The sequence below is a fragment of the Streptomyces sp. PTL18 genome (assembly GCF_059510295.1).
In genome coordinates, this window is record NZ_JCAJZO010000026.1 from 65,542 (window position 1) to 82,519 (window position 16,978).

At 67.6% G+C, this 16,978-nt stretch carries 5 protein-coding genes (1 of these 5 cut by a window edge); 2 read left to right on the forward strand and 3 right to left on the reverse strand.

Annotated elements, in window-relative coordinates; translation table 11 throughout:
* Together AC5WS8_RS32560 and AC5WS8_RS32565 are read left to right on the forward strand one after the other, a co-directional pair.
* A protein-coding gene (locus AC5WS8_RS32560) for a helicase-like domain-containing protein (RefSeq protein WP_496107105.1) crosses the window boundary here: on the forward strand, positions 1 to 12,802 show its end. The gene continues 18,488 nt to the left of window position 1, outside the view; the window shows 12,802 of its 31,290 coding nt (coding positions 18,489-31,290); the start codon falls outside the window, past its left edge; its stop codon occupies positions 12,800 to 12,802.
* 46 nt (positions 12,803 to 12,848) lie between these two features.
* On the forward strand, positions 12,849 to 13,064 hold the full coding sequence (locus AC5WS8_RS32565) for a hypothetical protein (RefSeq protein WP_496107106.1): 216 nt from the start codon (positions 12,849 to 12,851) through the stop codon (positions 13,062 to 13,064).
* 79 nt (positions 13,065 to 13,143) lie between these two features.
* Here the strand turns inward: AC5WS8_RS32565 and AC5WS8_RS32570 are convergent, their stop codons facing one another.
* From AC5WS8_RS32570 to AC5WS8_RS32580, 3 genes are read right to left on the reverse strand one after another with little or no spacing between them, the layout of a single operon-like run.
* Positions 13,144 to 13,758: a hypothetical protein gene (locus AC5WS8_RS32570; protein WP_496107107.1), complete on the reverse strand. Its 615-nt coding sequence runs from the start codon at positions 13,756 to 13,758 to the stop codon at positions 13,144 to 13,146.
* Positions 13,751 to 15,619, reverse strand: a complete 1,869-nt coding sequence (locus AC5WS8_RS32575; RefSeq protein WP_496107108.1) for a type IV secretory system conjugative DNA transfer family protein — start codon at positions 15,617 to 15,619, stop codon at positions 13,751 to 13,753. The genes AC5WS8_RS32570 and AC5WS8_RS32575 overlap by 8 nt, the downstream gene beginning before the upstream one ends.
* Complete coding sequence (locus tag AC5WS8_RS32580; protein ID WP_496107109.1) at positions 15,616 to 16,977, reverse strand: putative type IV secretion/conjugal transfer ATPase; 1,362 nt, start codon at positions 16,975 to 16,977, stop codon at positions 15,616 to 15,618. Before AC5WS8_RS32580 ends, AC5WS8_RS32575 begins: the two co-directional genes overlap by 4 nt.
* Position 16,978: the final 1 nt, after the last annotated feature.

Sequence of the window (16,978 nt, forward strand, 5' to 3'; positions counted from 1 at the left end):
AAAGCTGCACGACTGGATCATGTACATGGAGGGGCACTCCCTCCACACCCGCAGCGTGCACTACCTGCAGGAGCAGGTCGCCGTCGAAGCGGCCAAAGTGACGATCGTCCAGGCACTGCAGAAACAACAGCACACCTACGAGAGCAACGGCCAGCCAGACCGACACCTGACTGACGAGGACATCTACGAGACCCTTCTCGAACACCTCACAACGCTCGACCACGACAACTATCCCCGCCCGCAGGAGGTCACCGCCCGGCGCGAGGAAGTCGTGTCGGAGATCCGCCGGCACCTCGATCAGTGCCGGCAGACCCAAGGCACCAACGCATACGCCGCGTTCCTCGCCAGCGATGCCCCTCAACCCCGGGTGCTTGCCGAAGAGCTGCTACCTGACCGCAAGCTCAAGCGCGGCAACCAAATCTGGACCGGTCCCGAGGCCGTCCTGTACTTCTCCCGCCAGGCGCACTATTACGGCAAGCCCGTACGCCAACTGGCCCCCGACGAATGGCGCGTGTCGGTCGATCACGACGACGTCCGCCTCTTCAAGACCCCCACCGATGCCGAAGAGCAGGCCCTGGCCCGATCCATCCAGCACAGCGTCGACACGCTCACAGATTTTCCGACGCTCGACAGCGAGTCCTTCAAACAGTCCGTGGACGAGCTCCGGCAGAACATCGACACCTGGCGGCAGACCGCCAGCGCGGGTGCGGACCGCGGCTTCGACCTGCGCTACGCCTGCGAGAATCTCGACAAGAAGCTCGATCACGTCTTCTGGCTCCTGGAAAACCAGCGCCCACTGCGGCTCCTCAATGAAACCCTCCAGGAAGCCACCGACCACGCGATCCGAGTCGAAGCGGCACTGGAACACTCCTACGAGGATCCGGCCGATCAGGAGGCACTGCGTGCTGTCGCACACCAATGCCACATCCTGCGCGAACGCCTGGAGACCACCTCGCGAACGCCCAAGGAACTGCCGACCGACCGACGGTTCACCAGCATTGACGAGGTCCGCGCGCACTGGAGGAACAGCCCCGACCCTGCCAGCGCCCCTCTCCACGCAGACAACGCCCGCAGGGCAGCCGACAACCTGAGCGACGCTGACCAGCTCACGCAACGCGGGCATCTCGTCGTTGCCCGGCAGGACTCCCGGGGCTCGTTCGTGATCAAGCACACCGGGAGCAGCCTCACCGTCACCACGGCCAGCACGCGCCATGCGGACCGCGCCCTGCAACTGGCGCAGGCACTGGAGGACATGGCGGTAGGCCAGCAACCCTTCGACTGGACCTCGCCCGACGTCGACCAACGGCTCACCGCGCACCAAAACCTGATCAAGACCGTGACCGCGCTCCAAGAGAAGTCGTGGTACCCCGCGAGCGAAGGGGCTGGGCACCGACGCACACTCCGCGACGTCGTCGAGTCCTGGCCCCCTAGCTGGATCACGCCCAACGACTCCTTTGAGCTCACGGCTGCAGGTCTGGTCATCGGCCCCGACCGCGGCTACGACCCCGCCTGGCACATCCTCCCCGCGTCCGCCGCGCTCGCCCTCGGCCTGCCACCAATGCTCGACCGCGACCAGGCGTACGCTCTAGCCCAGCACCTGGAACGCGAACTCGTCGACCACACCGGAGCCCCCCTCGACTGGGACAGCCCCACTCTGACTTCGCAACTCACCAGCTTCAGAAACCCCAGCGGCCTGAGCTTCCACAAGGCACTGGTCGAAGCCCGCCGCACCTTCACCGCGCCTCCCAACCCCGTCGACACGCAGCCGCCAGCCCCTGAGCCCGTCGCTGCCGCAGACCAGGCAACGGAGACCTCACCAGAGCCCGAGCGGCAGGAGGGCAAGCCCGAGCCCACGCCCCCGGCAGACGACGACCACGAGCAGTTCCTTGTGGGCGAGTCCGTCACCCGAAGCGGGCAAGTCGTCAGCAACCGCAAGAAGACTTCGACCCAGGGCGACTACCACTGGATCACTATCCGCGCGCACGACAACACCATCCTCGCCGTGCGCCTCGATGCCACCCCCTACGCCCCCACAGACCTGCGACCTGGCCAGGAAGTCACGATCACCGGCACCGTCGCCGAACCCGCACAGCGACGCAACGGGCGTACACAGACCCTGCTGCGCAGCCCCGTCATCACCCCCGCCGGCACCTCGGCAAGTCCAGCCCAGTCGCGGGACTGGCCCGACCTGACCCCCACTCAGCGAGACGTACTGCGTGCCCTTCCCTACCCACAGCGGAGCATGGCCTGGACGCCGGCGTCCTTTGAGCCCTTCTTCGAGGTCCTGATAGGGAACCAGTGGAAGACCATCACTACGGTCAATGCGTTCACCGTGCACACCGGCCAGGATCTGCACGGCTTCCACGAAGTCCTGGCTGTTCGCGGCAAGGACCACCAAGACCACCAAATTGCGCTGGCCACCGTCGCCGACGCTATCGAGGAGCTGAGCGAGCCCACCGACGACGAGCTCCAGACCCCGCTACCCCCAGCGCCGGTCATCGGGCCGCCCGAGGCGCTCACCGACGTCGAATTGCAGCAGGCGATCAACCAGCTTTCGGCCTGGCTGGAGACCGCCTACCCACATGCCCTGACCGAGATCGACCCCGAGGAGCCGGTAACACGGCGCCTCATCACCGTTCAGGAACTTCGCACCCGGCTAGACGCCGAGCGGGCCACGCGCAGCGGACTCTCCCAGGACCTACACGCCGTCGGGACCCTGACGCTGGAGCGCGCCCGGCACCACCTCCACCTCGGTGCCCGGGATATACACGGTCGCATCGCGATCCTCGACCAGAGCGACACCGCCGTCGCGCATATTGCCCATGACACCGACGGCATGCCGGAAGACACAGGAGCGCCACTCGACGATCCGCGGCGGACACGCAAGCGCGGGTATCGAGTCCAGCACAGCGACGGGAGCACAGAAAAGCGCGCCTACCAAAGCCCTCACGGGGCCATGGCCGCCTACTTCCGCGATCACCACCCCGCCGCCAAGAGCCCTCAGGCCAAGCCGACCACTCCGCGCTTCGCCAACAGCGTCGCCTTCCGCACCTACCTGCGCACCCTGCCCAACGCCGCAACCACAGCCGAGCAGCGGATCGTCGAGTACTGCCGCCGAGCCGCTGGAAAGGAGGCAAGGGACGAGAAGGGCAGGCCCATCGACCTCGCCCCGGTGCGCCTCTCACCCGGCAAGCGGATTGCCCTGCATCGTGGCGACACGAAGACCCGGACCCGCGCCGACCTCGAGACTTCCCTCAAGCTGAATCGGGCCAAGCTCTGGGACTCCGGCGACAGCGCGCCCCGCATCGTCTCCAACTGGGTGCTGCAGTCCCCCCATCGCCTCCAGACCATTGCCGGAGTCTTCCCCGTCCCCACCCTGCGCGAGGCAGAAACTCTGGCCACTGCGCTCGAGGCACTGCGGGACCACGAGGGGAAGCCGCTCGATTTCGATCAGCCCGGGCTCACGGACCGCCTGCGTCGGTTCCGTGACGCCGAGGGCAGGAACTGGCCCACAGCCGTCGCGGTAATCCGCACCCTCACACCGGGGCTCGACCCCGACGGCACACACGCCCGCTGGCTCCTCAAGAACGCCCCAGAGCACGCTCCAGCTACCCTCGCAGCAGTCACCCAGGCATCGGAGAAGCAGGCCACCAGTCCGTCGTCTACCATCCCCGAGCCAGCGCTGCCGGCCCAAGAGCCCGCGAATCCTCGCTTCTCCACCTCGCAGGCCGCGGAGCGGACCCCACCGCATCCCCCCGAACCGGCCGAGCCGACCCCCCAGCAGCGTGCCGAAACCCGCCAAGAGGCCATCGACCACCTCACCTCCCTGCAGCCACCATTCCTAGCCAACCTCGACCTGACGCGCGCACACGTCACCGATCGCGGCTCATTCCTCGTCGCCAAGTCCACAGCCAAGAACAAGCCGCTGTACCGCAAGGGCAAGTGGTACACCGTCCACACCGCCAGCGGGACCCTCATCTCCTCCGCAGACGGCGAGGACACCAAGCGCGACGCGACCGAATTTGCCGACCTCCTTGAACAAGCCACCACTGCCGACGGCAACCCCATCAACTGGGCGCAGTTCACCACCAGCGATGAGCTGCGCTACACCCAGACCATCCCCGGCTACGCCTACGACGAGATCTACAACCAGACCGGCCTCCGCTTCCAGGTCCAGCGAGCCGCCGCAGACGATGCAGCCCTCGAGGCCCAGCGGCCCGCCGACCCCCACCCGCACACCGGCCCCTTCCGCCGCCGCGACGATCTGCTGGCCTACTGGGCTCAAGGCGCCGACCCGGCGCTGCCCGAAGACCACCGAAACGCGCTGCGGAACATCGCCACCCAGAACCCCGAGACCGTCCACCTCTCCGCGGACGGACAGTTCGCGCTCATCTCGGCACCTCTCGGGTGGCTCGTTCTGACCGCCCGAAGCGGCAACAGCCTCATCCCGGCCACCGACCCTAACCACCAGGCACGCACCAATCACCCCACCCGCAAAGCAGCCGAGGGCTGGGCCGCGCTCGTCGCCACCCTGCACGACGCCGACGGCAACCCACTCAACTGGGCAGCTCCCGACGTCCGCCCCGACGATCGCGGGAGTGACCGCGGGGAGAGCTGGAAGCTCGCCTTCCTGCGCATCGACGCCGAACATGCCGCTCAGTTCGGCGACCAACACCGCAATGCCCAACGGCGCTACGACCTTGAACGCGAGCGAACGGACAACGACGGAGCCGGAACCGGACGCATCTGGGGCCGGGAGATCCAGAACGGCACGGAACTGCGGCATGAGGCGGACCCCACGCTGCCGGAGCGGGTGCTGTCCATTACCCGCCGCACGGACGACCAGATCACGCTGCTGACCACCGCCGGCCAACGCACCGTAGGCCCCGACGAGCGCGTACCCCTGGCCACGGGCGAACCGCAGCGGTCCGCAGTGGACGACGAGGGACGGGCCCTCGGCACCCGCGTCCTGCCATTCGAACTCGAGGCGGGGCAACGCATCCAGCTGCAGACGCCGGCCAGCACGCTGTACGGCCGAGTCCTCCTCTCCGAAGCGCTCGGAGCCTCACACGTCATCACTTGCTGGGCGACCGTCACCTCGGTGTCTCCGGACAGCGGAGACCTCCGCCTCGAAGGGGTCCGCCTGTGGGACGAAGGGGGACGCCCCCTCTCCCGGACGGACCACAGCACCATTGGACGGCGACGGTACGACAGCAACGGCCGCCTCCTCGTTCAGACCAGTGACAGCATCACGCTCACCCTCAGCGACCTGAACGAGCTCGGCCAGTTCGTACAGCTCGACGACGATGCGCCCGAACCCCGCGATAAGTACGCGCAAGAGGCGGAATCGCGTCCGGATACGCCAGAGCCTCACGAGATCACGCCGAAGCAGATGCAGCCCGGCGACCACGTGACCTTCACCGTCGGCCGAGGCGGTCTCGAGTGGCCGGACAGCACCCGGGACATGGACAAGAAGCCTGAGGAAGTCAGGGTGCAGGGTCTGGTGTATCCGTCCTACGACGGGCAGCTCTGGGGCTCCGTCGCACTGCTCGAGGCCACCCTCACAGACGCAGGGACCGGGAAGGTACTGACTACGGACGAACCGCATGTCCTCATTACACGACTGCCGTCCAGCGTGCTTGTCGACCCCGGAAAGTACCGCGACGACCTTCGGCCCGAGCCACGACGGGCCGACGAAGTCCGCGTCGGTGACCTTGTGGCCCGCGGGCGCACCGGCGTCGCAGTGACGGACATTTTCCACGTCACCAACCGGACACTGCACATCGGCCTTCGTTTCGGCGAGGACGAGTATCCCTACCTTCCGGAAGCCAGTGAGGAACTACAGGTCGTTCCCCGCGAACGACGTCGTCCCGAGGACCTGGCACGGCTGCTCGGGCCGCATAGCTCCCTCAGCGCGATGCAGTTCGACATGAACCGCATAGCCGGCCCCAACTCCTTGCTCACCCGGCTCAAGGCGGAAGCCGAGCGGCGCTCGGAAATCCTGCCCGGACTCAGCGCAGCGTTGGGCGAGGTCGAGCAGGCGCTCGCACCGCTGCAAACCGCGGGAAACGGCACCGCAGGCTGCCGTGAACGCGCTGCAGCACTGCGCGCAGCGCTGCCTATGGTCCAGGAGATCAACGCCGGACTGCCGCTGTCTGTACGGACACAGTCCGGCATAGGCGAAGACATCCTCAACCTGTGTACCGCCCTTGATGTCCAGGCCCAGCACCTCGATGCGGACGTCGCCAGCCTGGAGCAGCGGGCCGCCGAGCGCGCTGCTGCCAAGGCGCGGGAAACCACCGAGGCCGCAGCATCAGAGCAGACAACCCCGCCAACCACGCCCACGACCGCACCCAGTCAGGTCCGAGCCGAACAGCCAGCGCCCGAGTCAGCGGACGAAGACGCACTCTTTGCCGTCGAAGAGGTCTCCACCCCAACGCGGCGACGCAGCATCGTAGAAGATCTCGCGGACGAACCGGCCGAAGCAGTCCGCGGCGGCAACCACTCCCCCTCACGCCCCTCAACCGAGCAGGCAGGATCGACTGACCCCGCGGCCGCCAGCGACGATGCCCCGGCAAGGCCGCCCCAGCGGCCCCGCCAGAACACACCGACACGCCAAAAAACGAACACAGAGGCGCTTTTCGGGATGGCCGCAGCCGAGGGCGCAGAAGGCAGCGCCGCAATACCCACCACCTCAGGGCCTGCGGCACTGGCCGACGTCGTCTCGGACCCCGGCGGTCTCGATACCTGGGACGCCGACGGGGGCCGCTCGGCGGAAGAACCCGTAGAGGAACCGAATAGGGCCGGGCTCTCCGGAGACCACAGCAACACACCGGTCGAAATCACCGTCACCCAGGCAGCAACGCCCACTCAACCCGTGGACCAGGACATTGAGCCTGCGGAGGACACCAGGACCGAGCAAGCCACACCCTCCACGCAGACGGAACCGGCCAGGCAGACGCCCACCACCGACTCCGGCGCTGCCCCGACACTCCCCTCAGCAGCCGAAGAGGAGATACCGCCCCCCTTCCGTATTTCCAAATGGCCGCAGATCGGTCGCATGGGAGGAAGGCGGCTACAGGCATGGCGCAGCCGCGGCACAGACCTGCAGCCGGGCACCAACCCCCACACCGATCCGCTGACCGAGGCAACCCGAAAGATCACGGACCCGAAGGTCCGAAGCGACGCCCGGGCCCTGTTCCAACAGCTCAACCCCTTGGCAGAGTTCGACGCCGCACTTGCCAATGCGCTCAGCCGAACGCGCAACTCCTCCGTACGCGCCCTGGCCTCCCAAGCTGGCCAGGCACTCCGTGAGGAACTCGTCGCCTGCGCCGAAGAAGCGCAAGAGCAGTTCCAGACGGCCATGATCGCACCCGGCATCCTGCACTATGCGCGCGGATACGGGCGCGACCTACCCACCGAACAGGCCTACCGGCGCAGCCACAGTGCATTCATCCACGTCGTTGAGCAGGCCGAAGCCGAAGCACAGCGACGTGGAATCGACGCGGGCGCAGTCACTGAGGTGCTGGCCGACGCCGCCGGCTGGGACGGCAGCATTCACGACGGCCGCCTGATGAACACAAGCCGACTCAACGTACCTGTCCACGCCGCCTACCGTTCCGCCCACGACCGCCTCGCCTGGATGCTCCAGCGCGTGGGTTGGCTGGACAAGCACAACAAGGCCCGAGCAGCACTGGACTTGCCCGCCCTCCAGGCACCTCACGCCACACCTGCGAGCACCGCCGAGGCCAGCTTTTGGCCCTCCCTCAGCAGCGCACAGCGCCGCTACACGCGGACCCCGCGCCGAGACCTCTCGGCACTGGCCGCCGCCTATCTCTCAGACGCTGGAGATCAGGTCATCGGCCAGGCCGCCTGGGAGGAGGCCTATCCACTGGCTCAGTTCGAAGAGAACGCCCGATCGGTCCTCGACCAGATCACCGACACCGAAGAGCACCGCCTGGTCGGCGAAGTCCAACGCGCGCTCCACGCCGAGCTCACGACCCTGCTCCAGGACACCACCCAGGCGCCCCCCACCATCAGCCGGCTTGCCGCGACCGTTGCCGCGCACCGTTCCCGCGCTGCGGACGAGGCCGAGATGCTCGGACTGGACCCCCACCAGGTCTGCAGTCACCTCGACTACATCGCCGGCTGGGACGGGTCGATCGCGATCACCCCCGAGGGAAGCGCCGTCGCCAACTACACGACCATCTTCACAATCCACACCGCCCGGACAGCGCCCGGCACGCCAGAACAGCGCAGCCGCCGACACGATCTGGTCGCACAGCTCCCGGACCCCAACGCGCTGCTCAAGGTGCTCACTGCACTCCGGCAGCCAGCCGATGCCACATCAGCTGCCCAGCCTCAAGTCGCCCTCGCCCCAGCCGTTCCTCAACTCCCTCCCAAACAGAAAGACGCCACCTCAGGCACCGCAGACCCGGAGCCGCCCACAACCGCGCCGGAAGCCACCCAGCCCGCCACCGAGCCGATGGAGAAGCCCATGGCTGCACCCCCTCCGGCTGCCCAGCCCGCAAGGGCGGCGCAGCCCCGCACAGCCGCCACCCCCCAGCCCACCGCCAGCCAGGTGGTCGTGCTCACAGTGAACGGCGACACGTACACCTTCCAGAACCAGGCCTCGGACCGCCTCGCGGCAGACGTACGCAACGCCCTGCACCATAGCGGCGCCCCCGCCACGCGCACGATGTACGGGCGCATCGGAAAGCGGCAGTTGCCGCTCTACTGGGAGGCAACGCCCGCAGGGATCGTCTTCAGCCTCGAAGAGGACCCGGAACCCGTCCTGACGGTGACACCCACCGACATGACACCGTTCACCCCCGGCGTGCGCCCGCCGCGTGAAGAATCCCCCTACCCCCGACTGGTGACCGCCATCGCGGCACGCCTGGAGGCCAGCGGCCAGACAGCGCCGTCCGGACCGAAGCTCGTCCCGCAGGCACCCATTGGACCCAACCAGGTCGCCAGAGCCGACGCGCAGCGGTTGAGCGACGACGCGAGCCAGGCGGTCGACCGAGCCGCTCTAGAGCAGATGGCCGCCCATGCCGAGGAACAGGGCCTGAGCGAAGTTCCAGTTGACACTCATGGCCCCCTAGGGGTTGTGCAGCTGGGAGTGTGGCTGCAGACCCAGCTCAACCGCGTTGATGCGGAAACGACTGCTCAGACGGACGCTGGCGCGCCCGCAGGTTTGGCGGCCGAGGCGACGCCTGCACACAGCGGAGAAGCCTCGCCCTCGCCCCGGGATGGCGGCCCTGAGGCGCCCCAGGATGGCGGCCCTGAGGCGGTGAATGGGCCCGCCCCCGCCGCCCCAGCCTCCACCGCTCCACGCGAGGTGACCCGAGCGGCGTCCTCGGTGGAGGTAGGCCCACCGTCCCGGCGCACCGCCGTACCGTCTGCCGCCACTGCCAGCGAGCCGCAGCAGGAGCCGGTCGCCGAGGAGCGGATCTACGCTGCTCTCGAAGCCGCCCTTCCCCTCTTCGAGCAGGCACTGGCAGCCCCTGAAGCGGCAACTGCCCAAGCCCACCTCGCGGAGAAGCGCGGCATCACTGAGCCGGCAGAGGCCCGGCGTTGGAGCCTGGGGTACGCGCCTGCTGGGCCACGTACTCGAAAGTGGCGCGCGATCACCAACGAACTGCGCAACCAGGGATTCAGTAAGGAGGAGCTGGTCGCCGCAGGCCTGCTGAACATCACAGAGAAGGGGAAGGAGGTCGACCAGTTCATCGACAGCGTGGTGCTCCCCATCCGCGACCAGCAGGGCCGTGTCATCTCCTTCATCGGCCGTGCCCTCGACCCGAAGGCGGTCGAGGACTACGGCAAGTACCGCTCCAAGAACACCCCCGTCTTCAAGAAGGGCGAGCAGCTGTACGGGCCCGATGGTTGGCAGGCCACCGCCGCACGCGGCGGCCCGATCTACCTCAGTGAGGGGCCGTTCGACGCCAACGCGAACACCGCCTCACTAGACGCCGTCGGGCACCCGGACCCCGAGAGTCCCGGCGTGTCCGTGGCCCCCTGCGGTACCGCGCTCACCACCAATCACATCGCCGAACTCGCGGCCCTCCACGACGGCCCGCAGCCTCTGGTGTTCGTCCTCGACAACGACCGCGGGGGCCAGGACGCTCTGCTTCGGCAGGCGGCCCTGGCAGCCGAATGGGACGGCCCTGTCCATGCCGTGTTCATCGACGGCGCCAAGGACCCCGATGAGCTGCGCCTGACCCAAGGTGATGAGGCCCTGCACCGGGCACTCACGGAAGCGCCAGTTCCCCTGGATGAGGCCCTCGCACGAGTCGTTGAACTCAGGGCCACCGAGACGCTCAAGAAGATGGAGGACGAGAAGAGCCTTCTGCCTCCAGTCGACGCCGCCCAGGCGATCGGCGTGATGCTTGGCGCCGCCCGGCTGCCCGAGGCAACCGTGATCAAGCTAGCGCTGCACCTGCAAGACACCCTGGGGATGGGAGCCGAGCACACCACCTACGCGGCCTTCGCCGAACGTAACCAACACGAAAGCGCCGACTCGGCCTTTCGGCGGGCAACTGAAGCCATCCACCAGGTCATGGAGGAGCGCCAACGCGCCCAGCAGGAGACACACTCCCAGGAGGAACTCCCGATCATGGCAGCGACCGACACCGCCGAGCCAGCGCAGAACCTGCCCGCGGAGCAACTGGCCGCCGATCTTGAACCCGTCATCCAGGCTGCCGAAGCCGCCGGCACGGAGCCGAGCGTCAGCGCGGCCCAGGAGACTGCGCCTGCCACGTCCCCGGCACCTCTCCGAGAGCAGTTGGTCGCTGACGCCCAGGAGGCTGACGCCACACTGGCAGCGGCAGGGGAACAAGTCACCCTCACGGTCCCGCTCGACCTGCACCCCCTGACGCGGGAGCTGGAGACGCTCGCCGCCATGGACGACGCGGCCATCATCAAGTTCCCTCCGCTACGGGAAGATCCGCGGTACCAGCAGATCCAGCGTCTCGTCGCGGCGGCCAACGCCTCGCTGACCGCAATCCGCACGGACACCGACATCAGCGAGTACACACGCCAACGGCGTCAGGCGGCGCTCACCTCGGCAGTAGCCCGTGCCATCGCCATCAACAGCACCGCCATAGCGGAGGAGATGTTCAACGAAGGCATCTGGGCGCACCCGCGGCGACGGGCTCTGAGCGCACTCGCGAGCGTCGCGAGTGACACTGCTGACCAGGCCGCCGGAGTCCTTGAGCCCGGTACGAGTCTCGCCGGCTTCCTTGCCGTGACACGCGAAATGGACAAGCTCGTCACTGCCTTGGAGGCACTTGCCCCGCCCAGCGAGCGCCGCATCCCCCTCCCCAGCTGGCCTGAAGCCCTCACCTGGGACGCGCTGCGCAACTCCCTGCCTAGCATGCGCCGCTCACCGGCCGCTGCAGCGGCTGTCGACCTCACCCGCCGCTGGACCCGCCTGGATGTCGCACTGGAACGCTTCCAGGACGACCGAAAGCTCAATGGGCTCGGGCGGACGCTGAAGATCCGAAGCGCCGAAGTGATCGCAACCCTCGCCCGCTACCTGGCTGCGGAATCCGAGAGCAAGGGGCATCGCCTCAGCACGGCGCTCTGGGAGGCGGTCCACCACTGGGCCAGGGAGACCGTTGACCTCCTCCGCGGCAGGATCAGCGAAGGAGAGACGCGGGAGCCCGGCTTCTACACGGGCAAGAAGATCAATGGCGTGTACGAGACGGCCATTCAGCAGGCGCGCGCCGCATGGAAAGAACTCGAAGCGCTCGACCCGGACGACCCAGAGACGCCCGCCCGCCGGGCCAGCATCCACGCCCGGGCGCTACTGGCCCAGCTGGATTACACCGCGCAGCGCGGTGAAAGCAACGGCCTCGACGCAGCCCTCGATCCCTCCGACCGGATCGGCTTCCTACTCAAGGACGTGGACGGCCCCGCGCGGATCGAAGAGTGGAGCCGCATTCGCACTGCCGTCCTCGAGCTCGCGGAGACCCTGTCCGAACGCAACCCGCGGCGCCAGCTGCTCGACGCATGGGCCGAGCGCATTCACCTCACCATCAGCGGAAGCACCACACCCGACCCGGCCGCCGCGGCGCGGCTGACGGCGACGGACATCCAGGAGTTCGCACAGCGAGCCCTCGCCACTCAGGAGCCTTCGCCGCTAGTTCTCGCTGACAGCCCGGAGGCCTTCGAACGCGCCCAGCATGCGCTGACAGTCATGGAGCGACTGGGCATCGTCTCAGGGGCGGACGCCTCGCGCCCCGAGGGTCCCTCTCGCCGTGCCATGCTCATCACCGACCCGGGCGAACTGCAGCATGCCCTGCTGCGCGCCGAGTCCGAACTCGCGACTTACCGCGCCAGCTTGCACGCGCAATCCGCGCAGCAGGACCCGTCCGCATCGGCCGAAGCCAGCCCCGTTGAGGTCGGCGCTGCTGAGGCCAGCGCGGCACCGACCCCGGATGGGCCCGCAGCCGAGCCACCCGCGAGCGCGGGTCCCGCGGCGGGAGAGGACACGCCCGCAAATGTGCCGCCGCCCGCCGACTCCCAGCCGGAATCCGGGCCCGCAGCACCGTCCAGCAGTCCAGAGGAGCCAGCGAGCGCACCCGAACCGGAGCGGCGCGTGCGCCCCTCCAACCAGGCCCGGGTGGCGGGCTTCCTCAAGGACAGTGGAGAGCGAGTCAAGGCCCTCAAGACGGAGCGGCCGCCGGAGCCAGCGGCGCAAGGAGTGAGCCCTGCCGTCACACCGATACGTCCGCAGGACCAGGCCGCGCGGCAAGCTCAGCAGCCACTTGCGCGGACAGCAGGTGCCGGCCGTAACTGAACAGAGGACTCACCGAGAAACCCAACGAAGGGAAAGGACCGCACCCATGGCTCAGGAGGCAGAAGCCGGCGACGAAGCAACTCAGAGACAGGAGCGGGCCCGGCGCCACATCCAGGTCGTCACCGAGACGCAGATGCGTCTTCGACAACTGGAAGCCGACCAGCGGGCCGCCCGTGCGGCTCCGCTGCCTCCCAAGCCTGCGCGACCGCAGCACTACTACGCCGAGCTCCAGTCGCCGACGATGGCAGCCAGAGCACGCTGACCGGCGGCGTCATGCAGGTGGGCCTGCCGACCCCCGATGTTCTGGGGTCGGCAGGCCCACCTGCATGACGTGTCGACGCTCAGGCTCCCTGCGGCGGGCTCACCTGCCCCCGCACTGCATCGCGGTACTCGACGCTGCCTGTGAACGGCACCCGGGTGCGGGGCTGGTGGTAACCGTTCGCGCACTCGCCCAGGTACATCCGAGGAAGGCGCTCCAGCACCCGTGCCAGAGCGTCGTGCCACAGATACGGCCCGGCGGCCGCATCCTGCCCCGTCGGGTTGTAGGCGGACTCCCACCCTGTCCACAGTGCGGTGAGCTCCTGTCGCGCCGCGCCGTGCAGATACCAGCACTGGCGCGGAAGCTGATCGGTCGAGAGCTCGAACTCGTCGGCCAGCCACAGCACCCAGTCCACGAACTTGTCCCACAGCTCCTGGTACTGATCCTCCGGCACAGTGCGCCAGTCGATGGCAGCTCCCGGCACCCGCTCGCCCTCGGCAGGGGCGCCGCCCGCTGGTCCACTGCCCACCGCGCCCGCGGAAGCCTGCTGGGGGAGGGCACTGAGCTGCTGCTCGATCTCGGTGAGCCGATTGGTGATGATCTTCTGCTCGCCATTGAAGGCGTCCAGCGCGTCGAGCAGCGGCTGGAACGGGTCCTCTTCCGGCTCCTCCAGGCCGAAGTCCTCGTTCTCAGCCACTGTTCTGCGCCTCCCGCAGGGCGGCGTCCGTCGCGGCCTTGATCTGCGCAGCACGAGAACTCTCGTGGATACGCTCGAACTTGACCTTGGTGACCTTGGTGCGGCGGTGCACCACCAGGCCGTGCCGTTCGGGAATCATCCGGATGTCAGCCGGCTCCAGCACCGCCCGGCGCCGGGTCGACACAGAGACCGACATGCTGTCCCCGCTGTCAGATATGGACTCCGTGTCCTCTTCGAATTCTCCCGCCAATGCGCTGTACGTCTTCAGTTCTTGCTCATCGCTGACACCACCGAGAATTACCTTCACTGTGGCCGCGGCGAACATTTTTCGGACACCGATCTCGCCCCACCTTTCCTGAGCTTGGGCGAGATTCTGGAGCACGGCGACGACGAAGATGTTCTGCGATCCGCTGACGCTCATGAGAGACGGAATCTGAGGGAGCGGCGCGACATTCGCCAACTCGTCACCGAAGAAGCCAAGCGGTGGGTCGAGCCGACCGTTCGGCATCTTTGCGGCAACCTTCTTCGCGGTGTCCAGAATGGACCTGGTGAAGGCCGCCATAATCGGGGCCAGGCTGGACCCTTCGTCCTCCTCGCCGATCAAGAACAGTGTTCCGCCGGTGCGCAGCCAGTGTTCGATACTGAACAGGGACGGATCCTTCGGGTCCGCGGCGAAGATCTGCGCCACGAGGGGGTCGTAGAGCGCAGTGAAGCTCTGCTCTGCAGTACGCCACGAGGCGCTGCGCTCCTCAGGCGCCGCGGCGTGCTGGGCGGCGAGCGCGCGCGCGAGATCTGACCGGCCGTGCCTGGCAAGGATGTCCACCGGCTCTCGGATGCTGGGCGCGGTGGCCCAGCGCAGCAAATTCATCGCCCCAAGCCCTTCCAGGGCGGCCGCGTGAAGCCAGCAGGTAATCAAGATCTGCGCGTTCATCGCGAAATAGCCGCCATTTTTCGTGCCCTCTTCCGACTTTGTGGTGGAGGTGAGGGTTTCGGCGCGCTTTCGTGCCGTTGTGAAATCCTCGCAGCCGTCCACGAGCGACCACCGCAACTGGTGTGGCCACCCGGACAGAGCGGTCGGATCCAGAACCTGCACGGGACCGTGCCGCTCCCGCAGTTTTGCGGTGGCGTAGAGGATGTCAACCTTCGAACTGGTCGCCAGAACCGTTCCTTCGAAATCAAGGATTCCTGGCATGATGATCTGACTCGTCTTGCCTTCTCGGGGTGGCGCGACCAGAAGAAGGGTTTCCTCAATCGGCACCCACAGCGGGACACCCGTGGGATCCGACACGCCGATGTGGACGGCGACAGTCTTGACGCTGGGCTTGGCAACGGACAGCTTCTGATCGTCCTTGCGAAGCCGGGCCGGCAGGAGGGACTGCGCCTTGGTCGTGGCACCGGCCGCCTTCGCCTGCTTGGCCAGACTCGGGCGCAGGGCTGGAAGCCGGGACAGTGCGTAGCCCTCGCCGAGAGCCGCTTCCAGTTCGCGCTTGGTGGCGAGGCCGTCCGTGCCCTCAGAGTTCCAGGCGGACCACCGTCGCCATGCCTTGCGCCCGACTACGGCGGTACACACTGCGGTGGCGACGAGCACCGGATAGAAGATGAGCGCATGGCCCACCCCTGCCCCGGGCGGGAATGCTTTCCCCGGGTCCAGGGGATCGGCTGGCAGTTTCACCAGCGCCTGCCCCGCCTCCGACCAGGACACTGTGGCGATCCGCCCGTGGTTGAGCAGGCCGGAGACGGCCGCGGCCACCCACATGAGGAAGGACCCGGCGACCACCGCGGCAATCCCGAACAGCCACCACCCGTCGCGGAAGAGGTGAAGCCGTATCCCGCTATGGGGGGTGACAACCTTGCCGTTCACACGCCACCCCCCTTGCGCAGGGGCACAATGGGAGCGGTGAAGCCCTCAGAGGGCGCGGTGCGCTTCTCCGTCATTCTGCTGTCGGTGTTCGTCAGCTGGATCTCTGTCTGCGACCGGATATGTTCGACCAGCAACACCCGCTTGCCCACCTGCCACACGGCTCGGCCAGGCGCGCACAGGTTGGCAGGGTCCGTGATGGCGGCCACCGCCCACTTGGGCAGCTGCAGGTAGTCGGCCGTGATCTCGGCCTCGTGCTGATCCAGGTGATAAATGACGCGCGTCGCGCTGAGTTTGAGGATGGCAGCGGCCTCGGGAGCATCGGCGATCAGCAGATCGCCCAGATGATGGAGAATCGACCAGAAGCTCAGCCCCAACCTGCGGCCGTACCTCATGAACTCCTCGAACAGCCGGGCTACAGCGCGGTGGGACAGGATGTGCCAGGCCTCCTCGACGATCAACGTCCTCTTGACGTCGTCGTCCTCCTTCAGCCAGCCGAATCGAAGCCACGGTCCGATCACGGCCATCAGGAGCGGCATCGCGACACCCTCGCGGGGCAGCTGCGCCAGGTCAAAGACGATCAGCCGTGCGTCGAGGTCGATGCCCTCCGAGGTAGGGCCGTTGAACAGACCTGCCAGCTCCCGATTCGGGGCGCATAGCTTGTCCAGGGCGAGTGAGGCGGGCTGGCCCCATATCACCAGGTCTTCCGCGCTGATCTCGCGCTGGCCGAGCTTTGCTGCGACGGGGTGGGTAAGCGCGTTATGAACGTCGGACAGCACCGGTACCCGCTTCTCGGAAGCAGCGACCCGCAGGGCCACCGAGTGGGCCTGTGACAGCGCGAAGTCAGTCTCTGACGACAGCGCGCCAGCCAGGATTTCGACCATCGACGACAGCACGCGGAACTGGTGACGGGCTGGGATCCGGGGATCCAAAGGGTTGAGCCGTACGCCCTGGCCGGATCCGCCGTAGACCAGACGGATCGGGGTGATGCCGAGGGTGCGGGCGATCTGGTCCCACTCTCCCCGGCCGTCTTCCCCTTGAGCGTCGAGGATGCAGAACGACCGGTTGCGGAATCGCAACTGGCGTAGCACGTAGGTCTTCTCCAGCGCGGACTTCCCGTGCCCCGACTTGCCGAGCACCAGGACATGCCCACTGGCCAGACGCTCCCGGGCTGTTGGGTCGTACAGCACGAACGGGTCGTAGATCCAGGCCCGCCCGCTGTAGATCTCCCGGCCGATGATGACGCCACGCGGATCCAGGCTGGGCGCGCCCACTGCGGGATACAGGCCACAGGCCTGCATCGTCGTGGTGCGCACCGCGCGCCGGCGGGTGGCGGTCTGAGGCAGGATCATGCGCAGCATG